Source organism: Candidatus Brachybacter algidus (assembly GCF_016707225.1).
In the GTDB taxonomy this organism is placed as follows: domain Bacteria; phylum Bacteroidota; class Bacteroidia; order Chitinophagales; family Saprospiraceae; genus Parvibacillus; species Parvibacillus algidus.
Map to the genome: position 1 here is coordinate 60302 of NZ_JADJID010000010.1, position 25289 is coordinate 85590.

Here is a 25289-nt window from a genome sequence, read left to right on the forward strand (position 1 = left end):
CAAGATTTTGTACAAAAATATGAAATATTATTATAATATATATTTTTACAATTAAATATCATATAAAATCGAATTTCAGATGGTTGAATATGATAAAATTAAATAATATAATTTATTCATTCATGATCCCTGCCCTGCCCTTTCTTACCTGATTTAATATATTCATCATATTTTAAAACGCTTGAATCCTGTATCCAAAAAACAGGTTGGTCTTTAAGGAAATTCAAATCGGGTTTTCCGGATTCAACCCATGCTGTATACCAGATAGAACCTACACCTAGTATTGCATTGCGCATACGATTTTCTACCATTCCCTGCATTTTATCCGAATAGGCAGCAGCAAAATCTCTACATTGCAACCATACCGCTTGTCCTGACCTTTGATCAAAACACATCTGTTGATCCTTCGGATATATTTTTCTTAGTTCAGCCTCAATCAAAAGCACAGTATCTGCCAGTCTTCCACTTTCACGAATCGTCTGCCAGGCAAATTCATTGATATTTTTTATATATTTTGCTTTCCCGACAAAGTAATCATATTGTTCATCAGCAAATAATTCAGGTATTCTACTTTCCCAAAATGCGTGGATACCATATTGGTCTGACTTTTGGCCATTGTAGTTACTACACGCATGAAGTGGAACATTAGCATCAGCAACATAATGACCCAAATCCGCTGATATATTGATGATTCTGTCTTTATCTTTGGCAATGAAAGCTTTCACAAGCTTGTTATATTGTTGCTCGATCACATAGGGCACTATACCATGTTCTGTAAAATGATCTACTAACCTTACAGAGCGCATTTTACCCTTTAGTTGCGTATAAAGTCTTGATAAAGAATCGATAGGTATATTATAATTGTCATCATAGTAGGAGGGTAAGACAAAGAAATTATAGATATATCTTACATCTCTTTTGCTTACTTCCCAACTGGATCTCCCATCTGTCATCACAGCCGATTTACTAACATTGCACCAAGAGGTATCAGTGACGTTGATCCTAATGGTATCATTCTTGTTGTTGATAAATTCCAAATGTGAATATGCGCTAAACGCTTCAGCGAAGTTGTGCGGAAGACATTTGTCTTTGTATGCATCCATGTCAAGGTAATGACGCGGAGCTTCCAGCCGGAAAGCATACCTGCGCTTATCCGGATCAACAGCATGTTCAGTTAGAAAATCCAGGCTACTTTTAAAGAGCGGCATCATCTCTTCAGGTAAAGTAAAAACAGCAAGTCTGTTTATTCTTCTATGCCCAAAGAAACCCCAATCATCTTCACCAGAAACTTTGAATCCGGCAAAAGAAAGTATTATCAGGAATAATATTAGATATTTGATATTGTATTTCACTTCTCGTAAAAGTACGAATATCCCCAGAATATTTTCTTCAATACGGAGTTTTGTGCTGTATAATAATTCTTATTGTTTACTACAGCATAAAATGTCTCAGGCTCATAGCCTAAGCCAATCCTATTTTCACCATTCAATACCGGGTAAAAATCTACGGTCTTTGTTATATTATCCTTATCCAATATTTTATAAGATGCAAATGGTACTGTGGACACAAGCGTATCAGCTCCCAGCATATTATCTCTAATTACATAAGCTGCACGTATATCTTCAAAATTGGACAAGAACCTTTCGGTAAGACCCTTGCTTACTTCTCTATTTATTACTTTCCTAGTTGTGCTAATCGGGAATACTTTGTATTTGCTATTGCCTTCAATGTTCAATGTAAACGACTCATCTTTGTCACGTGGGTAAGTTATTTCTATAGATTTGATTTGTCCTACCTGATATTTAAAGAGTTGTTTACTTCGAACATCGATAAGGTTTAATGGCCAGAATCGGCCACCAATATTTCCATTGAACCCAGTGATGCCCATCTCATAAGGGATATTATAACCTTCCAAAACCATGAATACACCGTTTACCCGTTGATTCGTCGCACCAATATAAAATGATTTAAGTTTTTTTCCATCCAGGTCATATATTTCTACTTTCTTGCCTATCGTAGCCACATCCTTCATAATATTTGGGATAGCAGTCTTAGGGACAAGGTTTGTCACAGACATCTTCCGAATAGTGGTGAGTAATATGTTGACGAATTCTATATCAGCAGGATGAATGCTGTCAGCAAACCACACACCATTTCTTTTTTCCAAAGTATATCCAAGATGAGAACGGTCAGTCACAAATATCTTACCGATTTTGTCTGTATTTTCAATTCCAAAGTCCCTGCTGCTATCAGTCATAGAACTTTTGACATTATTCTTTTTATAAATAAAAAAAGCGAGTCCAGTTAGTAATAATAAAAATAAAAATAAATATTTATAGTTTTTAGACATAGAGTATCTGTTATTGAGCTTAGAATAATAAAGTTAAAAATTAAGAAGCAAACTTTCTTTTGCGTAAAATATTAAAAAAGAGTGCTCCAAGCCCTAATAACGATATTGGCAATAAAACGTTGATAAATTGCCAGAAAGATCTTTCGTTTTTGATTTTTACAGTGTCCAGTAGCCTTAATTTTACTTCTTTAGCGCGTGCTGCCAATATGCCTTTTTCATCAAACATGTATTCAATCGCGTTAATTACGAAATCCTTATTGCCGTACAATTGCTTTTCAAAGGTATTGTACCCCATAGGCATATAATCACTTTGTGTCGGGTTGTACAAATTATTAATCAACTTACCATAGGAAACTACGAGGATTTTAGCTTCATCACCGGAACTTTTATATTCTGCCTTAATATCAGTTAGAGTCTTTAGCATATCCGGACTTACTCTATTCTCATACAAGGATGGAAATTTGCCTTCCAGCAAAACTGCGACAGGTTGGTTAGGTTTATTAAATTTCGAGGGATCCGGATCATATCTTAAAATTTCAAAATTAATACGGACTGGTGCAAACTGAACTCTGGAATATTGACTGGATGAAAGTAAAACAGTTTTTTTGATATCAGTTTTTGTCTTGATTGTATCCACAGTTGAGGTCCAATAAGCATTGACTCTATCTATATTTTTGACGATAGGATTGATCGAATTACTTGACAGTAATGGAGCATAATACCATTTAAACAATTCAGTCTGAGCACCTGTGCCAAGTTTTCCTACAACTAAAGGTATTTTAGAACATTCCAGGTCCAAAATTAAATTGGGCTGGATCCGCACTCCATACTTGAAAAACATATCTTCCAGGTTGACATCATTTTCAATTGGTACATACTCTGCTCTCACATTCCGAAGACTATCCATATCAATTTTCAACCTATTGATCAGAAACATGACATCTCCCCCTTTCATTACAAACTGGTCAAGTACGAATTTAGCCTTTTCATCGAATTTTACTGATGGATTGGGCATAATGATCAACTTGATATCGTCAGGCACGGTATACATGCTATCCAGGCTTATCCATTTCAAGTTATAAAATGGAGATAATGTATTTATAAGATCCTGAGTTTCTATTGGTTTCGACTCCCCATGTCCTTTAGTAATAGCAATAGTAGGTTTTTGAACCCTCAATATTTTATTTATTGCATCAGCTATTTTATATTCTAAAAGATTGATCGATTGGTTAAGAACTTCCTCATCACTAAAACCTGCAATACTATTTTCCAATAAGTTAACAGGAATAGATTTAGATCCAAATTTTACTACTGCAACAGGATAAATAATCTTTTCTGTAGATTCATTTTCCTCCATTACCCTTAGGTTGGTTGGTTTTATTCCATCTTCAGCCAGATCCTTGATCCTATTATTTTTTTCTGCCACAGTAACTAAGGCCAACGGATCAAAAAATCTGTATTGAACATAAGGTGACTCACTTCTGAATTGATCTAAAAGGTCCTTAGTAGACTCTTGAAGCCTTTTAAATCCGGCAGGAAATTGGCCTTCCAGTAAAACCTCAACATAAATATTATCTTTCAATCCATTGAGCATTTGGACAGTAGATGGTGTTAAGGTAAATCTTTTCTCTTCCGTAAGATCTATCTTGAAATTTACAAAAGAGAAAATTATATTAATTACTATACAGAACCCTATTAACAGCGCTAAAGCATATATACTTTGCGTTTTGTTACTTAATATTTTTTGTTCCTTTTCTTTCAATTCTTTCGATTTTTCTACCATTTTCTTTTCTGCAATACGAAGTGAGTAAAACCGATAAATAAGGTGATGACTGATAAGAAATAAATAACATCTTTTAAGTCAATCACTCCTTTACTCATCCTTCCGTAGTGATAATCCATGCCTATCTTTTGTATAAAATAATCCAACGATCCAACGAATACAGGTAATTTACTCACATATAAAAAGAACCATTGACACAAGAAGCACAGAAATGCTCCAATGATGAAAGCTACTACCTGATTACTTGACAATGCGCTTGAAAAAATACCTATTGCCAAAAAACAAGCAGATAGAAAAACAAGTCCTACATATGAACCCATAATTCCGCCGCTATCCAGATTGCCCTTAGGTGAACCAAGTTGATACACTGTATAATAATATATGAGCGTAGGCAAAAGACATAAGCCTATCAGAAACAAACCGGCCAGAAATTTTCCAAGGATGATTTTAAGATCTGATATTGGTTTGGTTGCTAATAATTCTATTGTTCCGGACTGTATTTCTTCAGCAAAGAATCTCATGGTGATAGCTGGTATTACAAAAGTGAAAATCGTTGGTGCCAAATAGAACAAACCGTCCATCGTCGCATAATTTGAAGATAAAATGCTGGTATCCGGGAAAAAGAATAACATTAACCCCATTAAAAGCAGAAATACGCCACTTATGATAAATCCTGCCAACGAACTAAAAAACGTTGATGTTTCTTTGAATGCAATAGTCCACATACTACTTTTATTTACTTGCTGTCAGTTGTTGGAAGACATTTTCCATGCTGAATGTTTTTTGTTCCATACGAATGATTTTCAGCCCGGATGCCACTGAGATATCAAACAATGCTTCCCGGATGTCTACTGAATCATTGCTTGTAAACATATAAGAATTTTGCTCCAAACTTTCTATGTTTTTCAAACCGGCAATTTCTTTGAAGTGGTTTAGATTAGCCTTGGAATCTTTTGAAAATTGAATAGTAACGGAATTGCTGCCCTGAGAAATAGTATTTAATTTTGAAATTTCATCATCAATAACAATCTTACCTTTATTAATGATCACAACCCTATTGCACAAGGCTTCAACTTCCTGCATTATGTGTGTGGAAAAGACAACAACTTTCTCTTTACCTATTTCGCGGATGAGGTTACGGATTTCAGCTAATTGATTTGGATCCAATCCTGAAGTTGGTTCGTCCATGATTAGCACCTGAGGGTTGTGAATCATTGCTTGAGCAAGACCTACTCTTTGTTTGTATCCTTTGGACAATTGTGAGATTAGCTTTCTTTGTTCCTGTCCTAGACCTGTAAGTTCTATCATTTCTCCTACCCTTTTCATAGGTTTACTGATATTGTACAGACGAGCTATATAAGCCAAATATTCTTTGATATACATATCCTTATAAAGTGGATTGTTCTCAGGCAAATATCCTACTTCATTTCTGATCTTTAATGAATCTGTTCTAACATCCATGCCACATACTTTTGCTTCACCGGATGATTGTGGTATAAAGCAGGAAAGGATTTTCATGGTAGTGGATTTCCCGGCACCATTAGGGCCCAGGAATCCTAAAATATCTCCTTTTTTGACAGAAAAGGAAATATCATCCAGAGCCTTCTGAGATCCATATATTTTCGTTAATCCTGATACTTCTATAGACATAAAGCAATACTTAAGCGCGCAAAACTAAACATTAAAAATCATTTGCAAATTCTTTTAACTGCAAACGATTTTCAAAGATCAATTTTTAAAAACCGATTTTACCAATATTTTTGACAAAAATCTGAATAGAAATCGCAAGCAGAATTACGCCAAAAAATTTTCGAACTGCAATCAGTCCTGACACTCCAATTACCTTTTGAATCCATTTAAGTGATTTAAGAACCGCATATACAACGATGAGATTGACAATAATAGCAACAAGGATAACTATCTCGTTTTTACCACTATTTTCATAAGTGGCTTTTAAGGACATGATCGTAGTTAGTGTGCCTGCCCCCGCTATCAGAGGAAAGGCAATCGGCACAAGTGTTCCGGCTTTTGGATTACCATCATTGTGGAATATTTCTTTTCCAAGTACCATCTCCAGCGCTAATAAAAAAATAACGATGCTGCCACCTACTGCAAATGAATTTTCACTCAATCCGAAAAGGTCCAAAAATGGCCTTCCAAGAAAGAAGAACATTATCATTAATATTCCTGATAATACCACCACATAGAAAGATCGTATGTGACCCATTTTTTCCTTAAGCGAAATTAAGATGGGTATTGATCCCAAAATGTCGATTACTGCAAACAGTGTAACAAAAACTGCAAAAAATTCTTTCCAGTCCCAATCAAAATATGCCAAGTCTAAGATCATAAGATCTTCTTATTTTTATAGTTTATATTCTAAAGGCAAACTAAAGCTTGATAACTTTTTTAATAGCTATGACCTGGCCATTTTGGTATAAATTAACAATGTAGAGCCCCGGATTGAGCCGCGATACATTTATAACTTCATTATTATTGATCTGCTTTTCAATCAACGAAGTTCCATCGATGGAATTTATTTTTACAAAATCAGCAACATGTCCCTCAACATTTTTTATTCTAAGTTCTGTTGAAATAGGATTTGGAAAAATTTCAATTGTTGAACTCGTATATTGATCATCATTTGATTTCAACAATGTTCCTTCAGTAGTATATTTAGCGACAACTATATCCTTGATATCAGGTCTTACCTGGAATTGAGCTACATATCCTACATGATCCGGAGACCAGAAAGTAATATTCGTAATTAAATCTTCCTCTCCCAGACCAAAATCTACAAAATTAGATACATCAATCCAACCCAAAAAAGGAACCTTTGCCTCTGCATTACTTATTGTGGTGATATTTGCTATTTGCTGTAATACACTAAAATCTTTTCCTGGACATTTTAGAATACCACTACCGGTGCATTCGTAATTATACTTAGTTGTTATTTTCAACCTAAGGGAATCCGGCTTTATTGGTAGTGTATTTAATAAACTGTCTGGAATAATCGACACAGGTATATCGATGACCAAATAAGCTGTTTGATTTAATTGATCTCCTACATTCATAGGTGTTTTGATCTCAAAAATTGGTGGTCTGATTTCTCCCTTTTCAATTATGCCAGGATTAATAAATGATGGACTAGGTGCACCTAATAATTTTAAACCAGTATCGTCGGATTTATAATAAACTTCGCCATCTCCACCCTCATTAATAAAATAAGTAGCTTGCGGATACAAATAACCGTAATTTCCTTTGACAGGTAATTCATATTTAGTTTGAGTAGTTATTCCACCTGATACGCCAGATATATCCCACGTTTGGCCATTTCCAACTTTAGATATCTCATTCAAGTCTGTGTTTAAAGATGAATAGTAACTATTCTCAGAATTGACTTTAGGAAGAGATGTTGAATTAATTGTTTGGCCGAAGATATTGCCAGCAAAAACAATAGATAATAGAGTATAGAAAAATTTCATTTAATGCTTTTTATTTTGAAAATTATCGTGTGATTACAAATTTCTGAGTCATTTTTTTGATTCCGTTATCTAGAATAACGAAATAAAATCCGCTTTTGTAGTCCTGGGTATTTAATTTCGTTATATGTTGACCTGATGCATAAAGCTTCGATTTGAATGGGCTATCCATGATAACTCCTTGCTCATTCATGATAGTTAGTGTCATTTTTTCAATGTTATCCAAAGTAAAATAAATGTTAGTTTCATTTCCAGCCGGATTTGGATAAACTGGATATAAAACTGTACCAGAGTTGTCATCTTTTTGATAATCAACAGCTAATGTTTCATCAAGAAAGTTTAAATCTTCATCTCCTGCTTTATAGTCCATGAAGATCAAAGGCAAATAATACATTTCATCTGAGGTTTTTTCACCCCAAGAAATTAATTTTGGAGGGTTATTCGGATTATTAATATTGTCAGCGGTGTTGTCATACGTTGCTAGAGCATGAATCACTGAACCAGCCGGCAGAATAATTGGTTTTACGAAGTTATATGATCCTTGCCAATTGAAATCCCATTCATTGATCTTGATAAGTTCAACAGTATCTTTACCAGGCCTTACTGCAAAGACGTGCCAATTTTGACCTAAAAGATGGCAGTGTGGTCCAAGACCCAATAATGTAGTTTTTGTCGAAATCGGAATTTTTCCATGAAACTCTTTGACTTTGTTAGCCTGAATTATAAAAGCTTCACTTATAATCTGTGGCAGAGGCAGAACCACGTATGTTTTCACAATTCTTTTTGGCGGTTCTTTTGAAAAAAATAGGTTGATCGTGGTGCTGTCCAATTCATCTGTGAAAGACGGGGCATAATGCATCTGAAGTAAAAGATCAGATTGTTTAGGGATCCTAATAGCAAGGCCATCCTTATACACTATCGGTTTTTGACCGGGTACATAACCGGGCAATTGATTGTCTAGGCTGCCTGCTGCACTTCCTCCACTTCCTTCATAGCCGTATTCAGGAGTCGCCGCGTCTGCTTGTTTTGATGCATCCGTTGAGTCTGCCCAAACTAATGTATGGTGTACTACTTTTTTATTTCCGGGTCGCACTTCAAGTGCTGTAAGGTATTTGGCTTCTGTAAGATTAGTTGGAATTACAAAATATCTGTATTCATCGATCCCAGTGCCTTTGTGCAAATATGATTGAGAGAAAGATACAACAAGGTCTGGAGTTCCAACTTGCGAACCTTCCGGAAACACTGGAAGTTCTGGTTCTTCAGCTGCATTGCCTCTTGGCATACCTGCATCTACCCATTGCGTGATAAGACCAATCTCATCATCTGAAAGGTAATTTTCTTTTTGATAATGCTGAATTCCCTGTTGTGGTTTCCAGGGTGGCATATATTTACTGGTGGTGACATACTGGATGAATGGTCCTCTGGACTTAATCTCATCATATGAAGTAAGAGGAAAGGGTGCGATCTCTCCTTCCCTGTGACAAGAAGTACAATGCTTGAAAACGATTGGAGCGATGTCTTTGGAGAATGTTACATCTTGGGCAGTTGTAAATGTAACGTTTAAAAGAGCGGCAAATAGGAAGGCTAGTAAATACTTCATTTGAGAAAAAATTTAATAATACTCTATTCAAGATTATGCTAATAAGTCAATATGACCTCTTATGAGTTACAAATATAATTTTTTTTAAACAGCAATGACATTATCAAAGATGTTTATCAGTCTATTTCCTTGATTATGAAACATCCAACAGCCTTAGTAGAAATAACGGTAGATTTATCTCCTTCAAGGTATTTCCGAATAGCATCATATAGAAAATGATTGATGTTAGTGCGTTTTCTTTTACCCAGGGCGATAAATTCATCATTAACTTTACCACTGTAAATGATTCTATCCGTCTTTTTTTCCACTAGAAAAACTTCAGGTGTGGTGGAAGCTCCATATTTATTGGTCAATGATTGTTCATTATCAATAAATGCTTGAGATTTTAGGTGATATTTTCTGACAAACTTGCCTATTTTTTCTGGATTAGAATCTTTGACATTAGGGAAGACGAGGTGCAAGACTAAACCTTTGTTTAAGAATTCTGCTTCAATTTTTTTAATCTCTGGTGTCAGACTAATACAAATGGGGCATGTTTCTGATAGAAAAAGATATGCTGATAATTCTTCTATTGGAGCTTTATGATCCACAGTACTAATTGATGAGCTATTTGTAACTGGAAAAGTCAGTAATAATATAAATACCAAAAGATTATACATAATTATATTTTATACCGTTCAAATTTTTCTGGGAGTTATTGTTTTATTATAGCCCAAGAAATAACTACATTTTGATGAATTTAATTGTCTGATTATGTTTTCCTGAGGAGAAGTGTGCGAAATAAACTCCTGCTTTTGCTGTAGAATCCATTGATATCGTCGCATGATTCGTTGGAAGAAAAGTTTGGAATTGATTTCCTTTTTCATCAATAATAACTACTTTGGCTGGAGTGGTAAGTTCAGAGGATATTATAAATCTTGGATTTAAAGAAGGGCTTTCGTTGATGCTCATAAATATTTGACTGTCAATTGATTCCTCTGTCTTTACCAATCCTTTATCCCAAAGATCCAGCCACTTATAAGCTGCCGGAAATTCTCTTGCCCAGAACCATTCGCTATGCTGTCCATCAGGTTGAATAAGTCTCAATAATTGTTCATCATTGATACCTCTGATCTTCATTTTATCGATATAATTATCAATGTCTGGAACCATGTCTTCATCTTCATTTTGACCTGCCACGATATAAAATTTTTGATTATCAAATGGTTCGTATGTTGTTACATCAGCAAACAAACTATCTGAGTACCAGAAACTTGGTGAAAAGACCCCTACTTTACCAAAGATTTCAGGATGCTTGATTGCAGCATAATAACTGATGAGACCACCTAATGAACTTCCTGCGATTCCTGTATTTTTAGGTCCGGGAAGTGTCCTGAAATGACTATCTATAAATGGCTTAAGTGTTTGAACTAAAAATGTCGTGTAGGTTTCACCTTGCCCTCCTCCATAAGTTGGATGTTTGTAGGGAGTATATTCATTGATCCGTTCTCCTCCCCCATTATCAATACCTATGACGATGCAGGATCTTTCTCCAGAACTTTCAAACTGGTCAAGAGCTTCATCAACTTTCCATTCTCCAACAAAGGAATATGGCTTGTCGAATAAGTTCTGACCATCATGCATGTAAAGCACCGGATAATCATCCCCACTTGTGTAATAATCAGCAGGTAAGTATATCCAAACCCTCCTTGTTCTGGAATATTGAGGCATATTAAAGTCTGACTTCAGCAGATGTATTTGCGCACTGGCAGTATGGGCTGATGAAGTGTATAGATCTTTCCATTGGTTTACTTCGATTTCAATAGTATCTCCTTTTTGATATGTTAGCGTTCTATTAGCTATGTCATTCCCATTCAAAGCTGCCTCTACTGTATTCCAGTTACCTCTTGTGATCTTATATTCAGTATTTCCTTGAAAAGCAGGTATTTTGAATAAATTTTCAGAGATCATTTCGTAATTAAAACTTGGGTCCCAATTATTTAAAGCCGAAGGAACATGCAGCGTGTCAAAGAAGGCTGTGTAGAATTGGGGGGCAACTTTTACTTTTAAGTACATTTGCCCATTAGCATTGCTTATGAGAACTGAAATAATAAATGCCAGCAGGAAACCTTTTTTCATATTAATTAATAGATTAGTAATCAAAATTAGACTTTATATTCTTTTAAAGTCCTTAAAATTTCAAATACAAGAATATTTTTGGGTAAGACTGATTTTTACTACCTTTACCTTTCAATAATCAACAAAATACACAGGAAGATGGCTGAAGTTAATGAGAATCAAAACCAACTAAATATAGAGCTGAACGAGGAAGTTGCTGAAGGCATATACGCTAACCTTGCTATTATAACCCACTCCCACAGTGAATTTGTTGTTGACTTTATAAGAGTAATGCCTAATGTGCCTAAAGCTAAGGTTCAATCACGTATTATTATGACACCACAACATGCTAAAAGGCTGATGAATGCTCTCAGAGAAAACATTGGTAAATTTGAACAAGCATATGGTAATATTCAGGATCTGGAAATGCCACCAATACCTCCGATGAATTTCAGCACTCCGAAGGCGCAAGCGTAGGAGATTATGCGAGTATAGAGTATTAGAGTTAACCAGTATGATAGTATTAGAGTATGATAGTAGTACAGTGAATCACTGGTCAGTAATAATGGTTAAATCAATGAGTGGTTACGAAATTATCCAGATCATTTTATAGAACAATGCAAGTTAAAGTAATGCGATATTGCTTATTTTCACTGATTGTTTGAACCACCTGCTCACCTTCTCACCTTCTCACCTGCTAACTTAAATCAAATAAAGAATCCTGCAAGCTTGGTGGTGTAAATCCTAAATGCTTATAAGCCTTAGGTGTTACAATTCTACCTCTTGGTGTTCGTTGGATAAATCCGGACATGATAAGGAATGGTTCATAGACTTCTTCCAATGTTCCGCTCTCCTCTCCCACTGCAGTGCTTATGGTGCTGATTCCAACTGGACCACCATTAAACTTCTCAATAATATTTCTGAGTATTTTATTATCCATTTCATCTAGACCGCTTTCATCTACGTTAAGCGCATTTAACCCCATTCTGGCTATTTCCAAAGTTATGATGCCTTTACCCTTTATTTGTGCAAAATCCCTCATTCTCCTCAATAGAGCATAAGCAATACGTGGTGTGCCTCGACTTCTTCTGGCTATTTCATGAACTCCCTGATCTTCTGTTTTAACATATAAAATTCCGGCAGCCCTTTTGATAATGCCTTCAAGGGTAGGAATATCATAATAGTCAAGTAGAAATGATATACCAAATCTGGCCCGCATAGGTGCTGTAAGCAATCCTTGTCTTGTAGTAGCTCCTATAAGTGTGAAAGGATTCAGTGCCAATTGAACACTTCTCGCATTCGGTCCTGAATCAATCATGATGTCTATCTTATAATCTTCCATTGCTGAATAAAGATACTCTTCTACGACAGTGTTAAGTCTGTGGATCTCGTCAATAAAAAGGACATCATTTGGTTCAAGATTAGTAAGCAGTCCAGCTAAGTCACCGGGTTTGTCAAGAACCGGACCGGAGGTAACTTTAAGGTTTGAACCCAATTCGTTTGCAATAATATTGCTTAATGTAGTCTTTCCAAGGCCTGGAGGCCCATGAAGTAGCACATGATCAAGCGCTTCACCTCTTTGCTTGGCCGCTTTTATGAAAACTTCCAGGTTGTCGACTATTTTTCGTTGGCCTTTGAAATCATCCAAATAACCGGGTCGAAGGGTTTTTTCTATGATCTTATCATCAGTATTCAGGTTTTCTGATTCAGAATCCAACAAGTTATTTTTCAAGATGTGAACGTATTATTAAAAACAAAGATATAATATTTGAGGCTGCCTCACATTTTTATTTTTAAATATCATTAGAAATTGTAAGTATTATTTATTTAAAATAACTTGATTAATAATGAGTTAATTAAATTGCCTAATATTGTTTTTGTTTGTGTATTTAATACATAAGCATTTATTTAATTTTTATTTTTTGGAATTCAATAAATATATATACTTTTAGAACTAAAGAATTCAGAATAAAAGATCATAAGATGAGAGTATTACATGTTGCCGCCGAATGTTACCCAGCTGCGAAGGCAGGAGGTCTTGGTGATGTGGTTGGGGCACTGCCAAAATATTTGAACAGAATTGGGGTTCAGGCTGGGGTTATTATACCTAAATATGGCACAAAGTGGCTTTGGGAGCATCCATTTAAGGCAGTACATAGAGGAACAGTAAGGCTCAATCAATCATATATTCCATATGTTATTGAGCAGGAAGTCAATGATACATTAGGATTTACGCTATTTGCTGTGCACATTCCCGGTATGTTTGACAGACCGGGTGTCTATGCTGATCCAAATACTGGTTATGGCTATAGTGATGAATTAGAAAGGTATATGGTTTTTCAACAAGCCGTGCTTCAGTGGATAATAGCTTCTAGCGAAAAACCTCATGTGATTCATTGCCATGATCACCATACGGCGTTAATTCCTTTCATGATGAATTATTGTCCCGAGTATGAATCTCTTTCTTATATACCGACAGTTCTGACCATTCACAATGGTGTCTATCAGGGAATTTTTTCTTGGAATAACAAAGATTTACTACCATACTTCAGGACTTACGCTGCGCCGGTGCTTGATTGGAACGGTATGATCAATAGTCTTGCCACAGGAATTAAATGTGCGTGGAGGGTAACAACAGTTTCTTATTCATATATGGAAGAGTTGTCAGTCAGTAGTAATGGCTTAGAACCACTTATTCAATCAGAATGGCATAAATGTAAAGGCATACTCAATGGGATCGACACTGAGACGTGGGACCCGACAAATGACCCAAGGATACAATACCATCTGGCTAAAGATGTGAAAAAGTTTAAGTTAAATAATAAAATGGCAGTTTGTGAAAGGTTCAGAGTAGATCCGAGATTGCCAATGATTACTTTTATAGGACGTTTAGTAGGAGAAAAGGGGGCAGACTTGTTGCCTGATTTGATCTTGAAATGTGCACAAAGTGGCAGACGTGTATCTTTTGTTGTTTTAGGTACAGGTGAAAGAAATCTTCATCAAAGCTTTTTGCATTTACAATGGCATTTGAGCGGCATCTTCGATTGCTCCCTTGAATATAATGAGACCTTGGCACATCAATTATATGCAGGTGCAGATTTCATTCTCATGCCATCACGGGTGGAACCATGCGGATTGAACCAGATGTATGCAATGAGATATGGCACTGTGCCAATTGTAAGATCCATTGGGGGATTAAGAGATACCGTTTGGGATCATGGAGATTGGGAAGGTCGTGGCTTCCGGTTTCAACAGTTCTCAGTGGATGATGCCTTAGTCGCTATAGACAGGGCAATAGCCGTTTTTCATGATCAAAAAGAATTTACTAGACTACAGTCTCACGATATGAAATTAGATTTTTCATGGGACAGCTCAGCTGTGAACTATAAAAACTTATATGAAGAATTAGTTTGAGTCTAGAATTTAAACTATTCCTATTTATCCAAATATTTAGATAACCAGAAATTTATATTGAAATGATAAAAATGATAAGCCTCATTCTTGGCGGAGGAGCCGGAAGCAGATTATATCCCTTAACAAAAAGTAGATCAAAGCCTGCAGTATCCATTGGTGGTAAGTATAGATTGATTGACATCCCGATATCCAACTGTTTGAACTCAGGTGTCAAACGGATGTTCGTTTTAACCCAGTACAACTCGGCTTCTTTAAATAAGCACATTAAAAACACTTTCCATTTTGATATTTTCTCACATGGATTTGTAGATATCCTTGCTGCAGAGCAGACAGCCGGCAATGACAGGTGGTTTCAAGGCACAGCGGACGCTGTAAGGCAATCAATGCATCACTTGAAGAATCATGATCATGATTACATCCTTATCCTTTCCGGAGACCAACTTTATCAAATGGATTTCGAGGCTATGGCTCAATTTCATATTGATTCAGAAGCTGAATTGACGATCGCCACTATTCCTGTGAATGCATTTGATGCAACAAGTTTTGGGATAATGAAAGTCGATGAAAATAGCTGTATCCCAAGATTCATAGAAAAGCCTAATGCTGATATTTTAGATGATTGGACTTCAGTTGTTTCTGATAAAAACATGAATTCAGGAAAAAACTATCTTGCTTCTATGGGAATTTATATTTTCAATAGAAAGGCATTAGAGGAGTTATTTGAGCAAAATCCTGATGCAGATGATTTTGGTAAAGAAATCATACCGGTGGCAATCCAAGATAACAGAAAGGTAGTTAGTTACCAATATGAAGGATATTGGACAGATATAGGGAATATCAGGTCATTTTTTGATGCAAATCTTGAATTGACAGATAATGTACCACAATTCAATTTATTTGATAACCAGAAAGTAGTATATACCCGAGGTAGAATGTTGCCTCCATCTAAGGTATTTGGTTCAATCATCAATTATTCGATCATTTCTGAAGGAGCGATAATACATGCTAAAAGTATTGAAAGGGCAGTGATTGGAATTCGGTCAAGAATCGGTAATAATACTGTAATCAAGAGTGCAATATTGATGGGTAACGACTATTTTGAATCTATAGAAGATATAGTTGATAATAAAGGGGGCATCGCAATGGGCATAGGAAATGATAGTTATATTGAAAACGCTATTGTAGACAAAAACGCGCGCATAGGTTCCAACGTTCGCATAGTGGGAAGTGTGGCACTTGAGAATATGGAGGCAGAAAGTTATTGCATTGTGGATGGAATTGTAGTTGTGAAGAAAAATGCAGTTATTGAAAATGGAACAACAATCGGGGTTTAGGCCTTGGCATCATTAAATTAAAATTTAGATAAATTAAGTATATGGCTACTTTTTTATGTATTTCAAGTTTTTTCAAAGGTGCAGACTTCCTAATTGCTTGCAAGGAAGCTGGTAATACGGTGTTTCTTGTGACCTCAAGAGGTCTTGAAGGAAAACCTTGGCCTACTTCACATATCGATGAAATATTTTACATCCAGGAAAAACCAAATGATGATTGGAATTTGGACGATCTGATAGGAGGTACTGCATATCTCATGCGTTCCAGAAAGATCGATCGCGTTGTAGCTTTAGATGACTTTGATGTAGAAAAGGCGGCATTAGTGAGAGAAACCTTCAGATTACCAGGTATGGGACAGACGACGGGACGTCATTTCAGAGATAAACTTGCTATGCGGGTTAAGGCTGCTGAAGCTGGGATAAATGTGCCAGCCTTTATAGGACTATTTAATGATGCGGAAGTAGACAATTATCTCAAAACAGTTAAGGCACCTTGGTTAATTAAACCCCGATCAGAAGCATCTGCTACAGGAATAGAGAAATGTCATACATCAGAGCAAGTTTGGAATATCATAGATGCTCTAGGTCAAAAAAGACATAATTATCTCATCGAGCAATTTCGGCCGGGAGACGTTTATCATGTTGACGCAATAAATGATAATAGAAAAGTGGTTTTTTGCCAGGTAAGCAAATATTTGAGCACTCCGTTTGAAGTAGCTCATGGTGGGGGAATTTTTCGATCAGCTACAGTAGCACATGGCAGTGAAGATGATAAGGCTCTTCAAAAAATGAATGAAGACGTAATGAAAGCTTTTGGTATGAACTACAGCGCATCTCATACAGAATTTATCAAATGCCATGAGGATGGTCAGTTTTACTTTTTGGAAACAGCCAGTCGAGTTGGAGGAGCTAATCTCGCTGAAATGGTTTACTTTGCCAGCGGAGTCCAGCTATGGAAGGAATGGGCCAAGGTTGAAGATCATGCAGCTAATGGTTCTAGTTATGTGACACCAAAAAAAATGAAAAACTATTCCGGAATCATAATCTCTTTATGCAAGAATCTTAGAGCCGGATATGAGGAATTTGATGATCCTGAAGTTGTTTGGAAACTTCATCTAGATAATCATATTGGAGTCATAGTGAAATCAAAGAGTGAAAAAAAGGTTTTAGAACTTCTGGATAAATATGCTGACTTAATAAAAAACAAGTACCATGCTAGCGCTCCGGCGAAAGCTTCTTCAAAATCCTGAATTTCTTTCAGGACCAAATGAATAAATGCCAATACATTTCGACCTCTTGCCATTTGCACAAGAGCTTACCATTACAAATCGAGAAAAAGGTCCTTGCTATCTTGATTTGACGCGTAAAGTTTATCTGTCAGTAACCCCTGAAGAAAGTGTTAGACAGAGTCTTATAGCTAAACTCATTAGAGATTATAATATCCCTATTGGACTCATGAGAACAGAATTTGAAATTAAAAAGAACGGATTGAAAAAACGGACTGATCTTATAATTTTCAATAACAATGGTGAGCCACAGATGATCATAGAAACGAAGGCTCCTTCAGTCAAACTTACTCAGAAAACAATGGATCAGGTCGCTTTCTATAATAATGTTATTTTTGCGCCTTGGTTGCTCATATCCAATGGTATAATGGCAATGATATACCATATAGATTTTGAGACAAAAACAAGTACTGAGGTACTAGAGTTTCCTTTACTTAAACTACGTTAAATGCTTGAATTTCATTCTGATATAGAGACTTATTTTAAAATTCAATACCTAACTTCAAAGGATCATATTATTCCATATCTTAAAGGGAAGATGGATATGACACCGCCACTTAGAGTTTTAGAAGTAGGATGTGGTGAAGCAGGAGTATTGAAAGCTTTTTTGGAATTAGGACATCATTGCACAGGGATCGAGTTGGAACAAAAAAGAGTTGATACTGCACTTAGTTTTTTTGAAAAAGAAGTAGAAGCGGGCCAGATTGAATTCATTGTCAGGAATATTTATGACATTGATCCAATGAAAGATAAATTAAAGTCATTTGACCTCATTATACTAAAGGATGTCATAGAACACATCCCAGACCAGGAAAAGATTATTCCAGAGTTAAAGAAGCTATCTAAACCCGGAGGAATATTATTTTTTGCCTTTCCTCCCTGGTATATGCCTTTTGGTGGTCATCAACAGATCGTTAAAAGTAAAGTATTGTCCAAGTTGCCCTGGATTCATTTATTACCAAGATTTTTATACAAAAGCATTTTGAAATCTTTTGGTGAACCAGAATCCACCGTAAAAGAATTGATGGAATTGGATGATACTGGCATTAGCATAGAAAGGTTTGACAAAATAGCTAGTAAATACTTCTCAATTGAGGATATGACCATGTTTTTTATAAATCCAATATATCAATATAAATTTAAACTTAAAGTAAAAAAGGTAATTGCTGGATTGAAAGATCTTCCTTTTTTTAGAAATTTTTATACAACGGCCGTTTACTTTACTTTAAAGAACGACAAATGAACATTTTGGGATTCATTGATGTTTCCTATATTTGCAAAAAATTATAAGTCATGGCTATTATTATCACCGATGAATGTATTAATTGTGGTGCCTGCGAGCCGGAGTGTCCCAATAATGCGATCTATGAAGGTGGCATAGAATGGGCCATTAAGGACGGTACCGGAGTAGTTGGTGAATATCAACTTGAGGATGGCACTATTGTAAAATATGATGCATTACAAACCCCGGTATCTGATGACTACTATTTTATCGTACCGGATAAATGCACTGAATGTGTTGGTTTTCACGAAGAACCTCAATGCGCTGCAGTTTGCCCTGTGGATTGCTGCGTCCCTGATCCTGATCGTAGAGAAAGCAATGAGATTCTTCTCGGACGAAAGGAAAAATTACATGTTTAAAAGTATAATAGTATTAGAGTATTAGAGTTTAAGTTATACTAACGAACTGGTTAACTATAATACTAGTCAACTGGTTAACTATTATACTGACTATCATTTTTTACGTAAGAATTCCATTCTTTTCCATTGTAAAATACAGTTCCTTTAAAAATCCCAACAAGCGCATTAGTTTGATCATGAGCAAGCACCTCAAAATGTCCAAGTGTTCCTGATATTCTTTTGGTGTAAGAAGTAACTGTCACTCTATTGCCTATTTTCAAAGGTTTGAGATGAGATATAGATGTTTCGATTGATACGGCTTGTCTTCCATATGCATTGGATGCAAAGGCCAAAGCGCTGTCACAAACACTATAAATTATGCCACCATGGGCTATACCAAATCCATTCGTCATCTCTTCTGTAATTACCATTGATAATATTACCGATATCGGTGAAATCTCAACAACTTCTATGCCCATCCATTGGCTAAATGCGTCATTGCTCAACATAAGTTTCTGAATGATGTGTTCTGCCTTATCTTGATTCCAAGTACTTCTTTCCAATATCAGCTTTGTTTTTCAATAGTGATTATGACAGATTTGGATATCGGGGTATTGCTCTTTTTCGCTGTTTCAGTGATAGGCACTAATGGATTAGTCTCAGGGAAGTAAGAAGCGCAACATTCATTTGGCAGGTTATAAGGAATCACAAGAAAGTTATGAACGATTCGCCTTATTCCACCATAAGTTGATACCAGATTTACTTTTTCAAGTTTGCCTAAACCACGTTTTTTCATTTCCATTTCATTGACAAAAATGACTCTACGTTCATTTGTAATGCCACGATATCTATCATTAAGACCATAAATAGTTGTATTGAACTGATCGTGGCTCCTTACGGTCATCATGATCATTTCCCCTTTATTTAAGTTGAATGGTTCTGGGGTAGTTACCGTAAAATTTGCTTTACCTGTTCCTGTATTATATTCATTGTATCTGGCAGCATTTGGCAGGTAGAAACCTCCTTTTTGACGGACCCTTTTATTATAATCATTAAATCCAGGGATTGATTTTTCAATATCATTGCGGATATGGTCGTAATGATTTAGGTAATCATCCCAATTTATTTTAACATTCTTCTTTAATGTAGCTTTTGCAATTCGAACAACGATCTCAACTTCAGACAACATCTGGTCGCTCGTTGGATTCAGATTGCCATTGCTTTGATGAACAACTCCCATTGAATCTTCCACCGTCACGAATTGCTTCACTTCATTTTTAATATCAAGATCTGTCCTGCCAAAACAAGGTAGGATCAATGCTTCTGACCCATGGACCACATGGCTCCGATTAAGTTTTGTAGAAATTTGAACGGTCAGGTTTGTATTTCTTAATGCATTGGCTGTCAATACCGTATCCGGTGTTGCTGAAAGATAGTTTCCACCCATTGCGATGAATACTTTTCCTTTGCCTTCTTTCATTGCCAGAATTGCTTCAACAGTATCAAATCCATTTTCTCTTGGAAACTTTGTATCATAAACTTCATCTAATCGATCCAAAAAAGCCTTGGGGGGCTTTTCATATATACCCATAGTTCGATCGCCCTGCACATTTGAATGACCTCGCACAGGGCAGGCTCCAGCAAAAGGTTTCCCTATACTGCCTTTTAAAAGCAATAAATTAACTCCTTCCTGAATCGTTTCAACTGCATTTTTGTGTTGAGTCCAACCCATTGCCCAGCATAGGATGATATTTGGTTTCAAGGCAATAAGGTCTGCAGCTTCATATACATCTTTACTATCTAGACCTGTGTGACTGATCAGCTCCTCAATGGAATACTCATCTAAACATTTAATATATTCATCATATCCATGGGTGTGATCCTTGATGAAGGAAAGATCAAAAATATTGCCGTCTGTCTTTTGTCTTTTTTGAATGATCTTTGCAATAGCTTTAAATAAAGAGAGATCAGCGTTGATCTTAACCTGAAGATAAAGGTCTGCAAGGGGTGCATATTGTCCCAGAAGTCCTGAAGCCGTCTGTGGATCAGCATAAGATATCAATCCAGCTTCGCGCATAGGATTAATAGCTATAATTTTGGCACCATTTCTTTTTGCTTTTTTCAAGGCTGAAAGCATTCGAGGATGATTTGTGCCCGGATTTTGTCCTGCTATGATAATGAGATCTGTATGGTAAAAGTCTTCGAGTTTAACTGTGCCCTTGCCGATACCAATAGTCTCTCCAAGCGCTACCCCACTCGATTCGTGGCACATATTACTGCAGTCAGGTAGATTGTTAGTACCAAAAGATCTTACAAATAATTGATAAAGAAATGCAGCTTCGTTGCTTGTTCTTCCAGAAGTATAAAATATTGCTTCATGGGGTGAATTGAGTTGATTTAGATTTCGAGCTATAAGATTGAAGGCTTCATCCCATTCGATCGGCTGATAATGTGTGCCACCTTGTGGCAAATACATCGGATGGGTAATACGACCGGATTTTCCGAGTTCGTAATCAGTCCAATTCAACATTTCTTCGATGGAATGTTGAGCAAAAAAATCTGGCGTCACTAATTTGGTTGTTGCTTCTTCAGCAATTGCTTTAGCACCATTTTCGCAATATTCGCCAAGAGCTGATCGTTCGTCATCAGGATCAGGCCATGCACAACCCGGGCAGTCAACACCATCAAACTGATTAAGGTAATTTAATGCTTTAAAACCACGACTAGCAGGCATTTCAGCGAGAACATGCTTTATTGAACTGATAACAGCCGGCATTCCCACAGCTTTTTCAATTGGATTACTGAGTTTAATCTCGAGCATCTCCTCTGGCATTAATTTTTCTACTTCATCTACTTCTTTCATATCCCATGCATTTATAATATAAAACTAAGGAATTTAGTAATAAGAAGATGAGTAATAACCAGTAATATAAAATTATAAATTTAATTTAGACAAACGATACAACAATACTGCACTTCTTTTTGCCTCTATTGGTAGAAATTTTATGTTGGCAGTTTCCTCGATCGTGTGACCTCCAGTACCTGAAAGACCCATTCCATCAATAGCCATTTCTACATCATCTGCAACAAATGAAATATCTGCAGCACCGGAATTTCGAGGATTTACAGGGAAGACTTGCCCAAAACCGAGATCCTGGCTTGCTTTGCTAAATATCTCCAACAAATGTTTATTTCCTTGATTCATTGTCATAGGTGGATAACCATCGTCTCCAAAATCAATATTAGCGGAGGTATTTGGATAATTATTTTTTAGAATGTTTTGCATTATATTTCGAGCTCGCAAAAGCTGTTCTCTCGAAACTGCACGCATATCTCCTCTGACGATTACATCCTGTGAAACTATATTATTTTTTCCAAATGCCTTACCTGTATTTGATTTAGGGTCAAATTCAGCCTGGTTTCCACCAATGATTATACCAGGGTTAAAAGTGAGGTTCTCTTCTTTACTTAATTCTAAATAAAATTCATTTAGAATTCTAGATGTTTCAAATATTGCTCCTGCGCCAATATCTTTCTGAAATATTTGGGATGAATGTGCTGCTACCCCTTTTACTGTTAATGTCCAATCTGCCGATCCTCTTCTTGAGATATTTGCATTTTCAGAAGTTCCATCACCATCTTCATACCCAATAGCAATATCTGCCCACTTACCAGCTTCTATTAATTCCTTCTTTGATAGGGCTAATGGTTCTCCGCTCAATTCTTCATCGCCCACTAAAAATACCATAATCGACAAATCATCCAACAATTTATTTTCTGAAAGTGCCTGCAATGCGAGTAACATGATGACGTTTCCTCCTTTCATATCTAAGGCACCAGGACCATGCATCATGCTGTCATTAGCCATAGTGTATTTCTGAAAGGGGCTGTCTAACTCAAAGACAGTGTCCAGATGGCCAATCATCAATATCTTCGGGCCTTTGGGACTTAACTTTGTAGCAACAAGATGTCCTGCCCTACCAAATGATTCTCCGGGAACCCATTTTACCTCAAAACCTAACTTTTGATATTCTTCAGAAAACTTATCTCCAACTTGCTTTACACCCTTCAAGTTGAGCGTGCCGCTGTTGATGTTTACCACTTCTTTTAAAAATTCAAGTGCAGTATTCGAATTATTATCGATTGATTTTACTATCTTTTTCTCAATCTTAGATACTTGACTGTATGCATTCATAGCAATGAATAGTCCTAATAATATTAATAAAAACCCAGGCGGTTTAGTCAGAGAACATTTCATCTTTTAATGTATTTGTTAAATATTCAGGTTACTTCCCCAACTTAAATTTTTCACCGGGAAGATAGATGTCTAGAGTAAGTCCTCTAGCTCCATACTTTCCGTTAACTACCTTTTGAGTATTACCGGGATTTGAAAATACAAGCACCTGAGACAAACCTACCACCTCAACGTTACCTCCATCTACCAAAATTGCTGTAGATTCATCTATGCCAATTCCTTGCATGTCAGGATATTGCAATATTGCGCTTAAGAGTCTATTGTGCCTGCTTCTGATCACAAAATGCTGATCGATGATGGCATTTTTTATTAAACCAAGTCCTTTTCTTGTTTCAATATTATCAGGGACAATCGTTTTAAAGGTCGCATTGTAGGCTGTATCTTTCAATTGATTACCAGTGATCATGATTTCTGACATCATAGCAGCACCTGCACTTGTTCCGGCTATTGTAGTTCCATTTTCAAAGGCTGTATGAATAGCCGTTTCAAGTTTACTTCCAGCCACCAGGTCCATAAACCTGGATTGATCTCCTCCACTAATGAAAATGAATTTTGCATTGGCCACTGAATCAAGTTTAGTTTTGTCGCTTAAATCAGATTTTTTGAACATCACACCATAAATTCTCTTAAAACCAGCCTCAGCAAATTGTTCTTGAATATCTATAGTGGAAGGCCATGGTTCTTCGCTTGACATAGGCAGCACGACAGCATAACCTCCTGAATGCAACCCTGAAGCATCTATCATTTTGTTGATCATTGATGCAGGCTTATGACCTCCGCCTATAATGAATAATTTTCCTTGTTTGCCTTTATTTTGTCCCACTGTAGTATTAAATGCAATGCATAAAATAATGAGAACTATAGAAAATAAAAATGAATTTTTTTTAAGCATTTTCTTAAGGTTGTTTGCCAAATACTATTCCTCTGGGACTACTTCCGGCAGCTACATACCAGGCTTCAGCATTGCTTCCATCAAGATTTGCTCTTCTGATTGTACCTGCATTTCTGTCACCCCAATATATTTTTTTACCGGATGGTTCGTAATCTAATCCATAAACAATTCTGGTGATACCTGTAGCCAAGACTGCGATATTTCCTCCATCCAGATCTGCGGATTTTATTTGAATATCACCGCTGCCATTATAAAAGTCAAAATAGATTCTATTTCCAACTACAAGAATACTTCCACCTTCTACTAATGGTATAATCTCTTTCTCGCCACTTCCATCTAAGTTTTTCATCCAGATACCGCCATTATAATTGATCCAATACAATGTCCTGTTGAGCGCATCAATGGCTACATCTTCAGGATCATTTGCCTGGCCTGTCACGAAATCTTCTATCTGATGCTCATCAGAATTTGTGAGATCAGCTCTCTGAACACCCGTCGAAGTATCCCAATAAAGTTGCTGGTTAAGATAGTCGATTACAAGGCCATTTGGTGTATCGATACCACTTCTGAATACCTTTTCATTTTTACCATCCAGATCTGATTGCACAATTGTACCGGCATCGACATCTGAGATATATAATTTTGAATTTATCGTGTCTATAACCATTCCATAAGTACCCTGGATCGAACTAACAGGAAGTTGCTCCATCACCGGACTTTGGGAATTAACTAAGCCGCGAAATATCTTTGTCCCATTGGTAAAATAAACGGGCACACCAGAAGCATTTGGATCCTTAACAAGGATCGTCTTAGTTACTTCTTTGATCTCATTAGAAACTGAGGTAATAACAACAAGTTTTACATTGTATACACCAGCCTTTTCAAAAATATGAGAAGGGTTTACGTCTTTTGAGAAGGAATTATCTCCAAAACTCCAAGTATAATCAGGAATTCCCGCATTCACAGGCACTATTGATGTATTGGTAAAAACCACATTGGCCGGTGCAGTCGATTCATTATCAATAATAAAAGTAAATTGTGGCACAGTGCTGGCTGGGGGAACAGGAAAATCATCATCCTTACATCCATCTAAAAAGATAACTGCTATAAACAGCATTAGTATATTTCGAAATAAATTCATTCGATTTTGTTTAAAAATAAAATAGACATAGACCAGGA

General features: G+C 36.3%; 23 protein-coding genes. 7 read left to right on the plus strand and 16 right to left on the minus strand.

What is annotated here, in order from left to right; all coding sequences use genetic code 11:
- Positions 1 to 116 precede the first annotated feature (116 nt).
- From IPI15_RS18880 to IPI15_RS18925, 10 genes are all read right to left on the minus strand, one after another.
- Positions 117 to 1328: a zinc dependent phospholipase C family protein gene (locus IPI15_RS18880; protein WP_353845336.1), complete on the minus strand. Its 1212-nt coding sequence runs from the start codon at positions 1326 to 1328 to the stop codon at positions 117 to 119.
- 20 nt (positions 1329 to 1348) lie between these two features.
- Positions 1349 to 2350 (minus strand): hypothetical protein, encoded by a 1002-nt coding sequence (locus IPI15_RS18885; protein ID WP_287421757.1) that lies wholly within the window; start codon positions 2348 to 2350, stop codon positions 1349 to 1351.
- Between the two features lie 40 nt (positions 2351 to 2390).
- Complete coding sequence (gene gldG, locus IPI15_RS18890; RefSeq protein WP_287421758.1) at positions 2391 to 4133, minus strand: gliding motility-associated ABC transporter substrate-binding protein GldG; 1743 nt, start codon at positions 4131 to 4133, stop codon at positions 2391 to 2393.
- Positions 4127 to 4858: an ABC transporter permease subunit gene (locus tag IPI15_RS18895; protein WP_287401380.1), complete on the minus strand. Its 732-nt coding sequence runs from the start codon at positions 4856 to 4858 to the stop codon at positions 4127 to 4129. The genes gldG and IPI15_RS18895 overlap by 7 nt, the downstream gene beginning before the upstream one ends.
- Positions 4859 to 4865: 7 nt before the next feature.
- Positions 4866 to 5783, minus strand: coding sequence for a gliding motility-associated ABC transporter ATP-binding subunit GldA (gene gldA, locus IPI15_RS18900; protein WP_287401381.1), 918 nt, complete (start codon positions 5781 to 5783; stop codon positions 4866 to 4868).
- An 85-nt stretch (positions 5784 to 5868) separates the two neighbouring features.
- A complete protein-coding gene (locus tag IPI15_RS18905) occupies positions 5869 to 6483 on the minus strand; it encodes a MarC family protein (protein ID WP_287401382.1) in 615 nt (204 codons plus the stop codon).
- A gap of 40 nt (positions 6484 to 6523) precedes the next feature.
- Positions 6524 to 7618 carry a T9SS type A sorting domain-containing protein gene (locus IPI15_RS18910; RefSeq protein WP_287421759.1) on the minus strand — a complete coding sequence of 365 codons (1095 nt, stop codon included), beginning with the start codon at positions 7616 to 7618 and terminating at the stop codon, positions 6524 to 6526.
- 22 nt (positions 7619 to 7640) lie between these two features.
- Positions 7641 to 9215, minus strand: a complete 1575-nt coding sequence (locus IPI15_RS18915) for a T9SS type A sorting domain-containing protein (protein WP_287421760.1) — start codon at positions 9213 to 9215, stop codon at positions 7641 to 7643.
- Positions 9216 to 9331: 116 nt separating this feature from the next.
- The gene (locus IPI15_RS18920; RefSeq protein WP_287401385.1) at positions 9332 to 9874 is read right to left on the minus strand and encodes a redoxin family protein; all 543 of its coding nucleotides are present in this window, start codon (positions 9872 to 9874) and stop codon (positions 9332 to 9334) included.
- A 64-nt stretch (positions 9875 to 9938) separates the two neighbouring features.
- A complete protein-coding gene (locus IPI15_RS18925) occupies positions 9939 to 11333 on the minus strand; it encodes an alpha/beta hydrolase-fold protein (RefSeq protein ID WP_287421761.1) in 1395 nt (464 codons plus the stop codon).
- Between the two features lie 138 nt (positions 11334 to 11471).
- Here IPI15_RS18925 and IPI15_RS18930 point away from each other — a divergent pair, with 138 nt between their 5' ends.
- The gene (locus IPI15_RS18930; protein WP_287401387.1) at positions 11472 to 11789 is read left to right on the plus strand and encodes a DUF3467 domain-containing protein; all 318 of its coding nucleotides are present in this window, start codon (positions 11472 to 11474) and stop codon (positions 11787 to 11789) included.
- A 220-nt stretch (positions 11790 to 12009) separates the two neighbouring features.
- Here the strand turns inward: IPI15_RS18930 and ruvB are convergent, their stop codons facing one another.
- Positions 12010 to 13044, minus strand: a complete 1035-nt coding sequence (ruvB, locus tag IPI15_RS18935) for a Holliday junction branch migration DNA helicase RuvB (protein WP_287401388.1) — start codon at positions 13042 to 13044, stop codon at positions 12010 to 12012.
- 251 nt (positions 13045 to 13295) lie between these two features.
- On the opposite strand from ruvB, the gene IPI15_RS18940 reads away from it, so the two are divergent.
- The 6 genes from IPI15_RS18940 (at position 13296) to IPI15_RS18965 (ending at position 18984) form a co-directional block, all read left to right on the plus strand.
- A complete protein-coding gene (locus tag IPI15_RS18940; RefSeq protein WP_287421762.1) occupies positions 13296 to 14726 on the plus strand; it encodes a glycogen synthase in 1431 nt (476 codons plus the stop codon).
- A gap of 62 nt (positions 14727 to 14788) precedes the next feature.
- Positions 14789 to 16060 (plus strand): glucose-1-phosphate adenylyltransferase, encoded by a 1272-nt coding sequence (locus IPI15_RS18945; RefSeq protein WP_287401390.1) that lies wholly within the window; start codon positions 14789 to 14791, stop codon positions 16058 to 16060.
- Between the two features lie 41 nt (positions 16061 to 16101).
- Positions 16102 to 17307 (plus strand): ATP-grasp domain-containing protein, encoded by a 1206-nt coding sequence (locus IPI15_RS18950; protein ID WP_287401391.1) that lies wholly within the window; start codon positions 16102 to 16104, stop codon positions 17305 to 17307.
- A gap of 25 nt (positions 17308 to 17332) precedes the next feature.
- Positions 17333 to 17791: a type I restriction enzyme HsdR N-terminal domain-containing protein gene (locus IPI15_RS18955; RefSeq protein ID WP_287421764.1), complete on the plus strand. Its 459-nt coding sequence runs from the start codon at positions 17333 to 17335 to the stop codon at positions 17789 to 17791.
- Entirely contained in the window at positions 17792 to 18586 is a 795-nt protein-coding gene (locus IPI15_RS18960; RefSeq protein ID WP_287421765.1) for a class I SAM-dependent methyltransferase, read from the plus strand.
- 50 nt (positions 18587 to 18636) lie between these two features.
- Entirely contained in the window at positions 18637 to 18984 is a 348-nt protein-coding gene (locus IPI15_RS18965) for a 4Fe-4S binding protein (RefSeq protein ID WP_287421766.1), read from the plus strand.
- A gap of 74 nt (positions 18985 to 19058) precedes the next feature.
- Here IPI15_RS18965 and IPI15_RS18970 read toward each other — a convergent pair whose 3' ends face one another.
- From IPI15_RS18970 to IPI15_RS18990, 5 genes are all read right to left on the minus strand, one after another.
- Positions 19059 to 19526 carry a PaaI family thioesterase gene (locus tag IPI15_RS18970; RefSeq protein ID WP_287421767.1) on the minus strand — a complete coding sequence of 156 codons (468 nt, stop codon included), beginning with the start codon at positions 19524 to 19526 and terminating at the stop codon, positions 19059 to 19061.
- A gap of 2 nt (positions 19527 to 19528) precedes the next feature.
- On the minus strand, positions 19529 to 21826 hold the full coding sequence (locus tag IPI15_RS18975) for an FdhF/YdeP family oxidoreductase (protein WP_287421768.1): 2298 nt from the start codon (positions 21824 to 21826) through the stop codon (positions 19529 to 19531).
- A gap of 72 nt (positions 21827 to 21898) precedes the next feature.
- Positions 21899 to 23221, minus strand: coding sequence for a M20/M25/M40 family metallo-hydrolase (locus IPI15_RS18980; RefSeq protein WP_287401397.1), 1323 nt, complete (start codon positions 23219 to 23221; stop codon positions 21899 to 21901).
- Between the two features lie 28 nt (positions 23222 to 23249).
- On the minus strand, positions 23250 to 24110 hold the full coding sequence (locus tag IPI15_RS18985; RefSeq protein WP_287421769.1) for a cyanophycinase: 861 nt from the start codon (positions 24108 to 24110) through the stop codon (positions 23250 to 23252).
- Positions 24111 to 24114: 4 nt separating this feature from the next.
- The gene (locus IPI15_RS18990; RefSeq protein ID WP_287401399.1) at positions 24115 to 25251 is read right to left on the minus strand and encodes a PKD domain-containing protein; all 1137 of its coding nucleotides are present in this window, start codon (positions 25249 to 25251) and stop codon (positions 24115 to 24117) included.
- Between the last annotated feature and the right edge of the window lie 38 nt (positions 25252 to 25289).

Bases quoted from the DNA above. Each gene is read 5' to 3' on its own strand.
- IPI15_RS18885 (WP_287421757.1), bottom strand. From the start codon at position 2,350: ATGTCTAAAAACTATAAATATTTATTTTTATTTTTATTATTACTAACT.
- gldG (WP_287421758.1), bottom strand. From the start codon at position 4,133: ATGGTAGAAAAATCGAAAGAATTGAAAGAAAAGGAACAAAAAATATTA.
- IPI15_RS18895 (WP_287401380.1), bottom strand. From the start codon at position 4,858: ATGTGGACTATTGCATTCAAAGAAACATCAACGTTTTTTAGTTCGTTG.
- gldA (WP_287401381.1), bottom strand. From the start codon at position 5,783: ATGTCTATAGAAGTATCAGGATTAACGAAAATATATGGATCTCAGAAG.
- IPI15_RS18905 (WP_287401382.1), bottom strand. From the start codon at position 6,483: ATGATCTTAGACTTGGCATATTTTGATTGGGACTGGAAAGAATTTTTT.
- IPI15_RS18910 (WP_287421759.1), bottom strand. From the start codon at position 7,618: ATGAAATTTTTCTATACTCTATTATCTATTGTTTTTGCTGGCAATATC.
- IPI15_RS18915 (WP_287421760.1), bottom strand. From the start codon at position 9,215: ATGAAGTATTTACTAGCCTTCCTATTTGCCGCTCTTTTAAACGTTACA.
- IPI15_RS18920 (WP_287401385.1), bottom strand. From the start codon at position 9,874: ATGTATAATCTTTTGGTATTTATATTATTACTGACTTTTCCAGTTACA.
- IPI15_RS18925 (WP_287421761.1), bottom strand. From the start codon at position 11,333: ATGAAAAAAGGTTTCCTGCTGGCATTTATTATTTCAGTTCTCATAAGC.
- IPI15_RS18930 (WP_287401387.1), top strand. From the start codon at position 11,472: ATGGCTGAAGTTAATGAGAATCAAAACCAACTAAATATAGAGCTGAAC.
- IPI15_RS18940 (WP_287421762.1), top strand. From the start codon at position 13,296: ATGAGAGTATTACATGTTGCCGCCGAATGTTACCCAGCTGCGAAGGCA.
- IPI15_RS18945 (WP_287401390.1), top strand. From the start codon at position 14,789: ATGATAAAAATGATAAGCCTCATTCTTGGCGGAGGAGCCGGAAGCAGA.
- IPI15_RS18950 (WP_287401391.1), top strand. From the start codon at position 16,102: ATGGCTACTTTTTTATGTATTTCAAGTTTTTTCAAAGGTGCAGACTTC.
- IPI15_RS18955 (WP_287421764.1), top strand. From the start codon at position 17,333: ATGCCAATACATTTCGACCTCTTGCCATTTGCACAAGAGCTTACCATT.
- IPI15_RS18960 (WP_287421765.1), top strand. From the start codon at position 17,792: ATGCTTGAATTTCATTCTGATATAGAGACTTATTTTAAAATTCAATAC.
- IPI15_RS18965 (WP_287421766.1), top strand. From the start codon at position 18,637: ATGGCTATTATTATCACCGATGAATGTATTAATTGTGGTGCCTGCGAG.
- IPI15_RS18975 (WP_287421768.1), bottom strand. From the start codon at position 21,826: ATGAAAGAAGTAGATGAAGTAGAAAAATTAATGCCAGAGGAGATGCTC.
- IPI15_RS18980 (WP_287401397.1), bottom strand. From the start codon at position 23,221: ATGAAATGTTCTCTGACTAAACCGCCTGGGTTTTTATTAATATTATTA.
- IPI15_RS18985 (WP_287421769.1), bottom strand. From the start codon at position 24,110: ATGCTTAAAAAAAATTCATTTTTATTTTCTATAGTTCTCATTATTTTA.
- IPI15_RS18990 (WP_287401399.1), bottom strand. From the start codon at position 25,251: ATGAATTTATTTCGAAATATACTAATGCTGTTTATAGCAGTTATCTTT.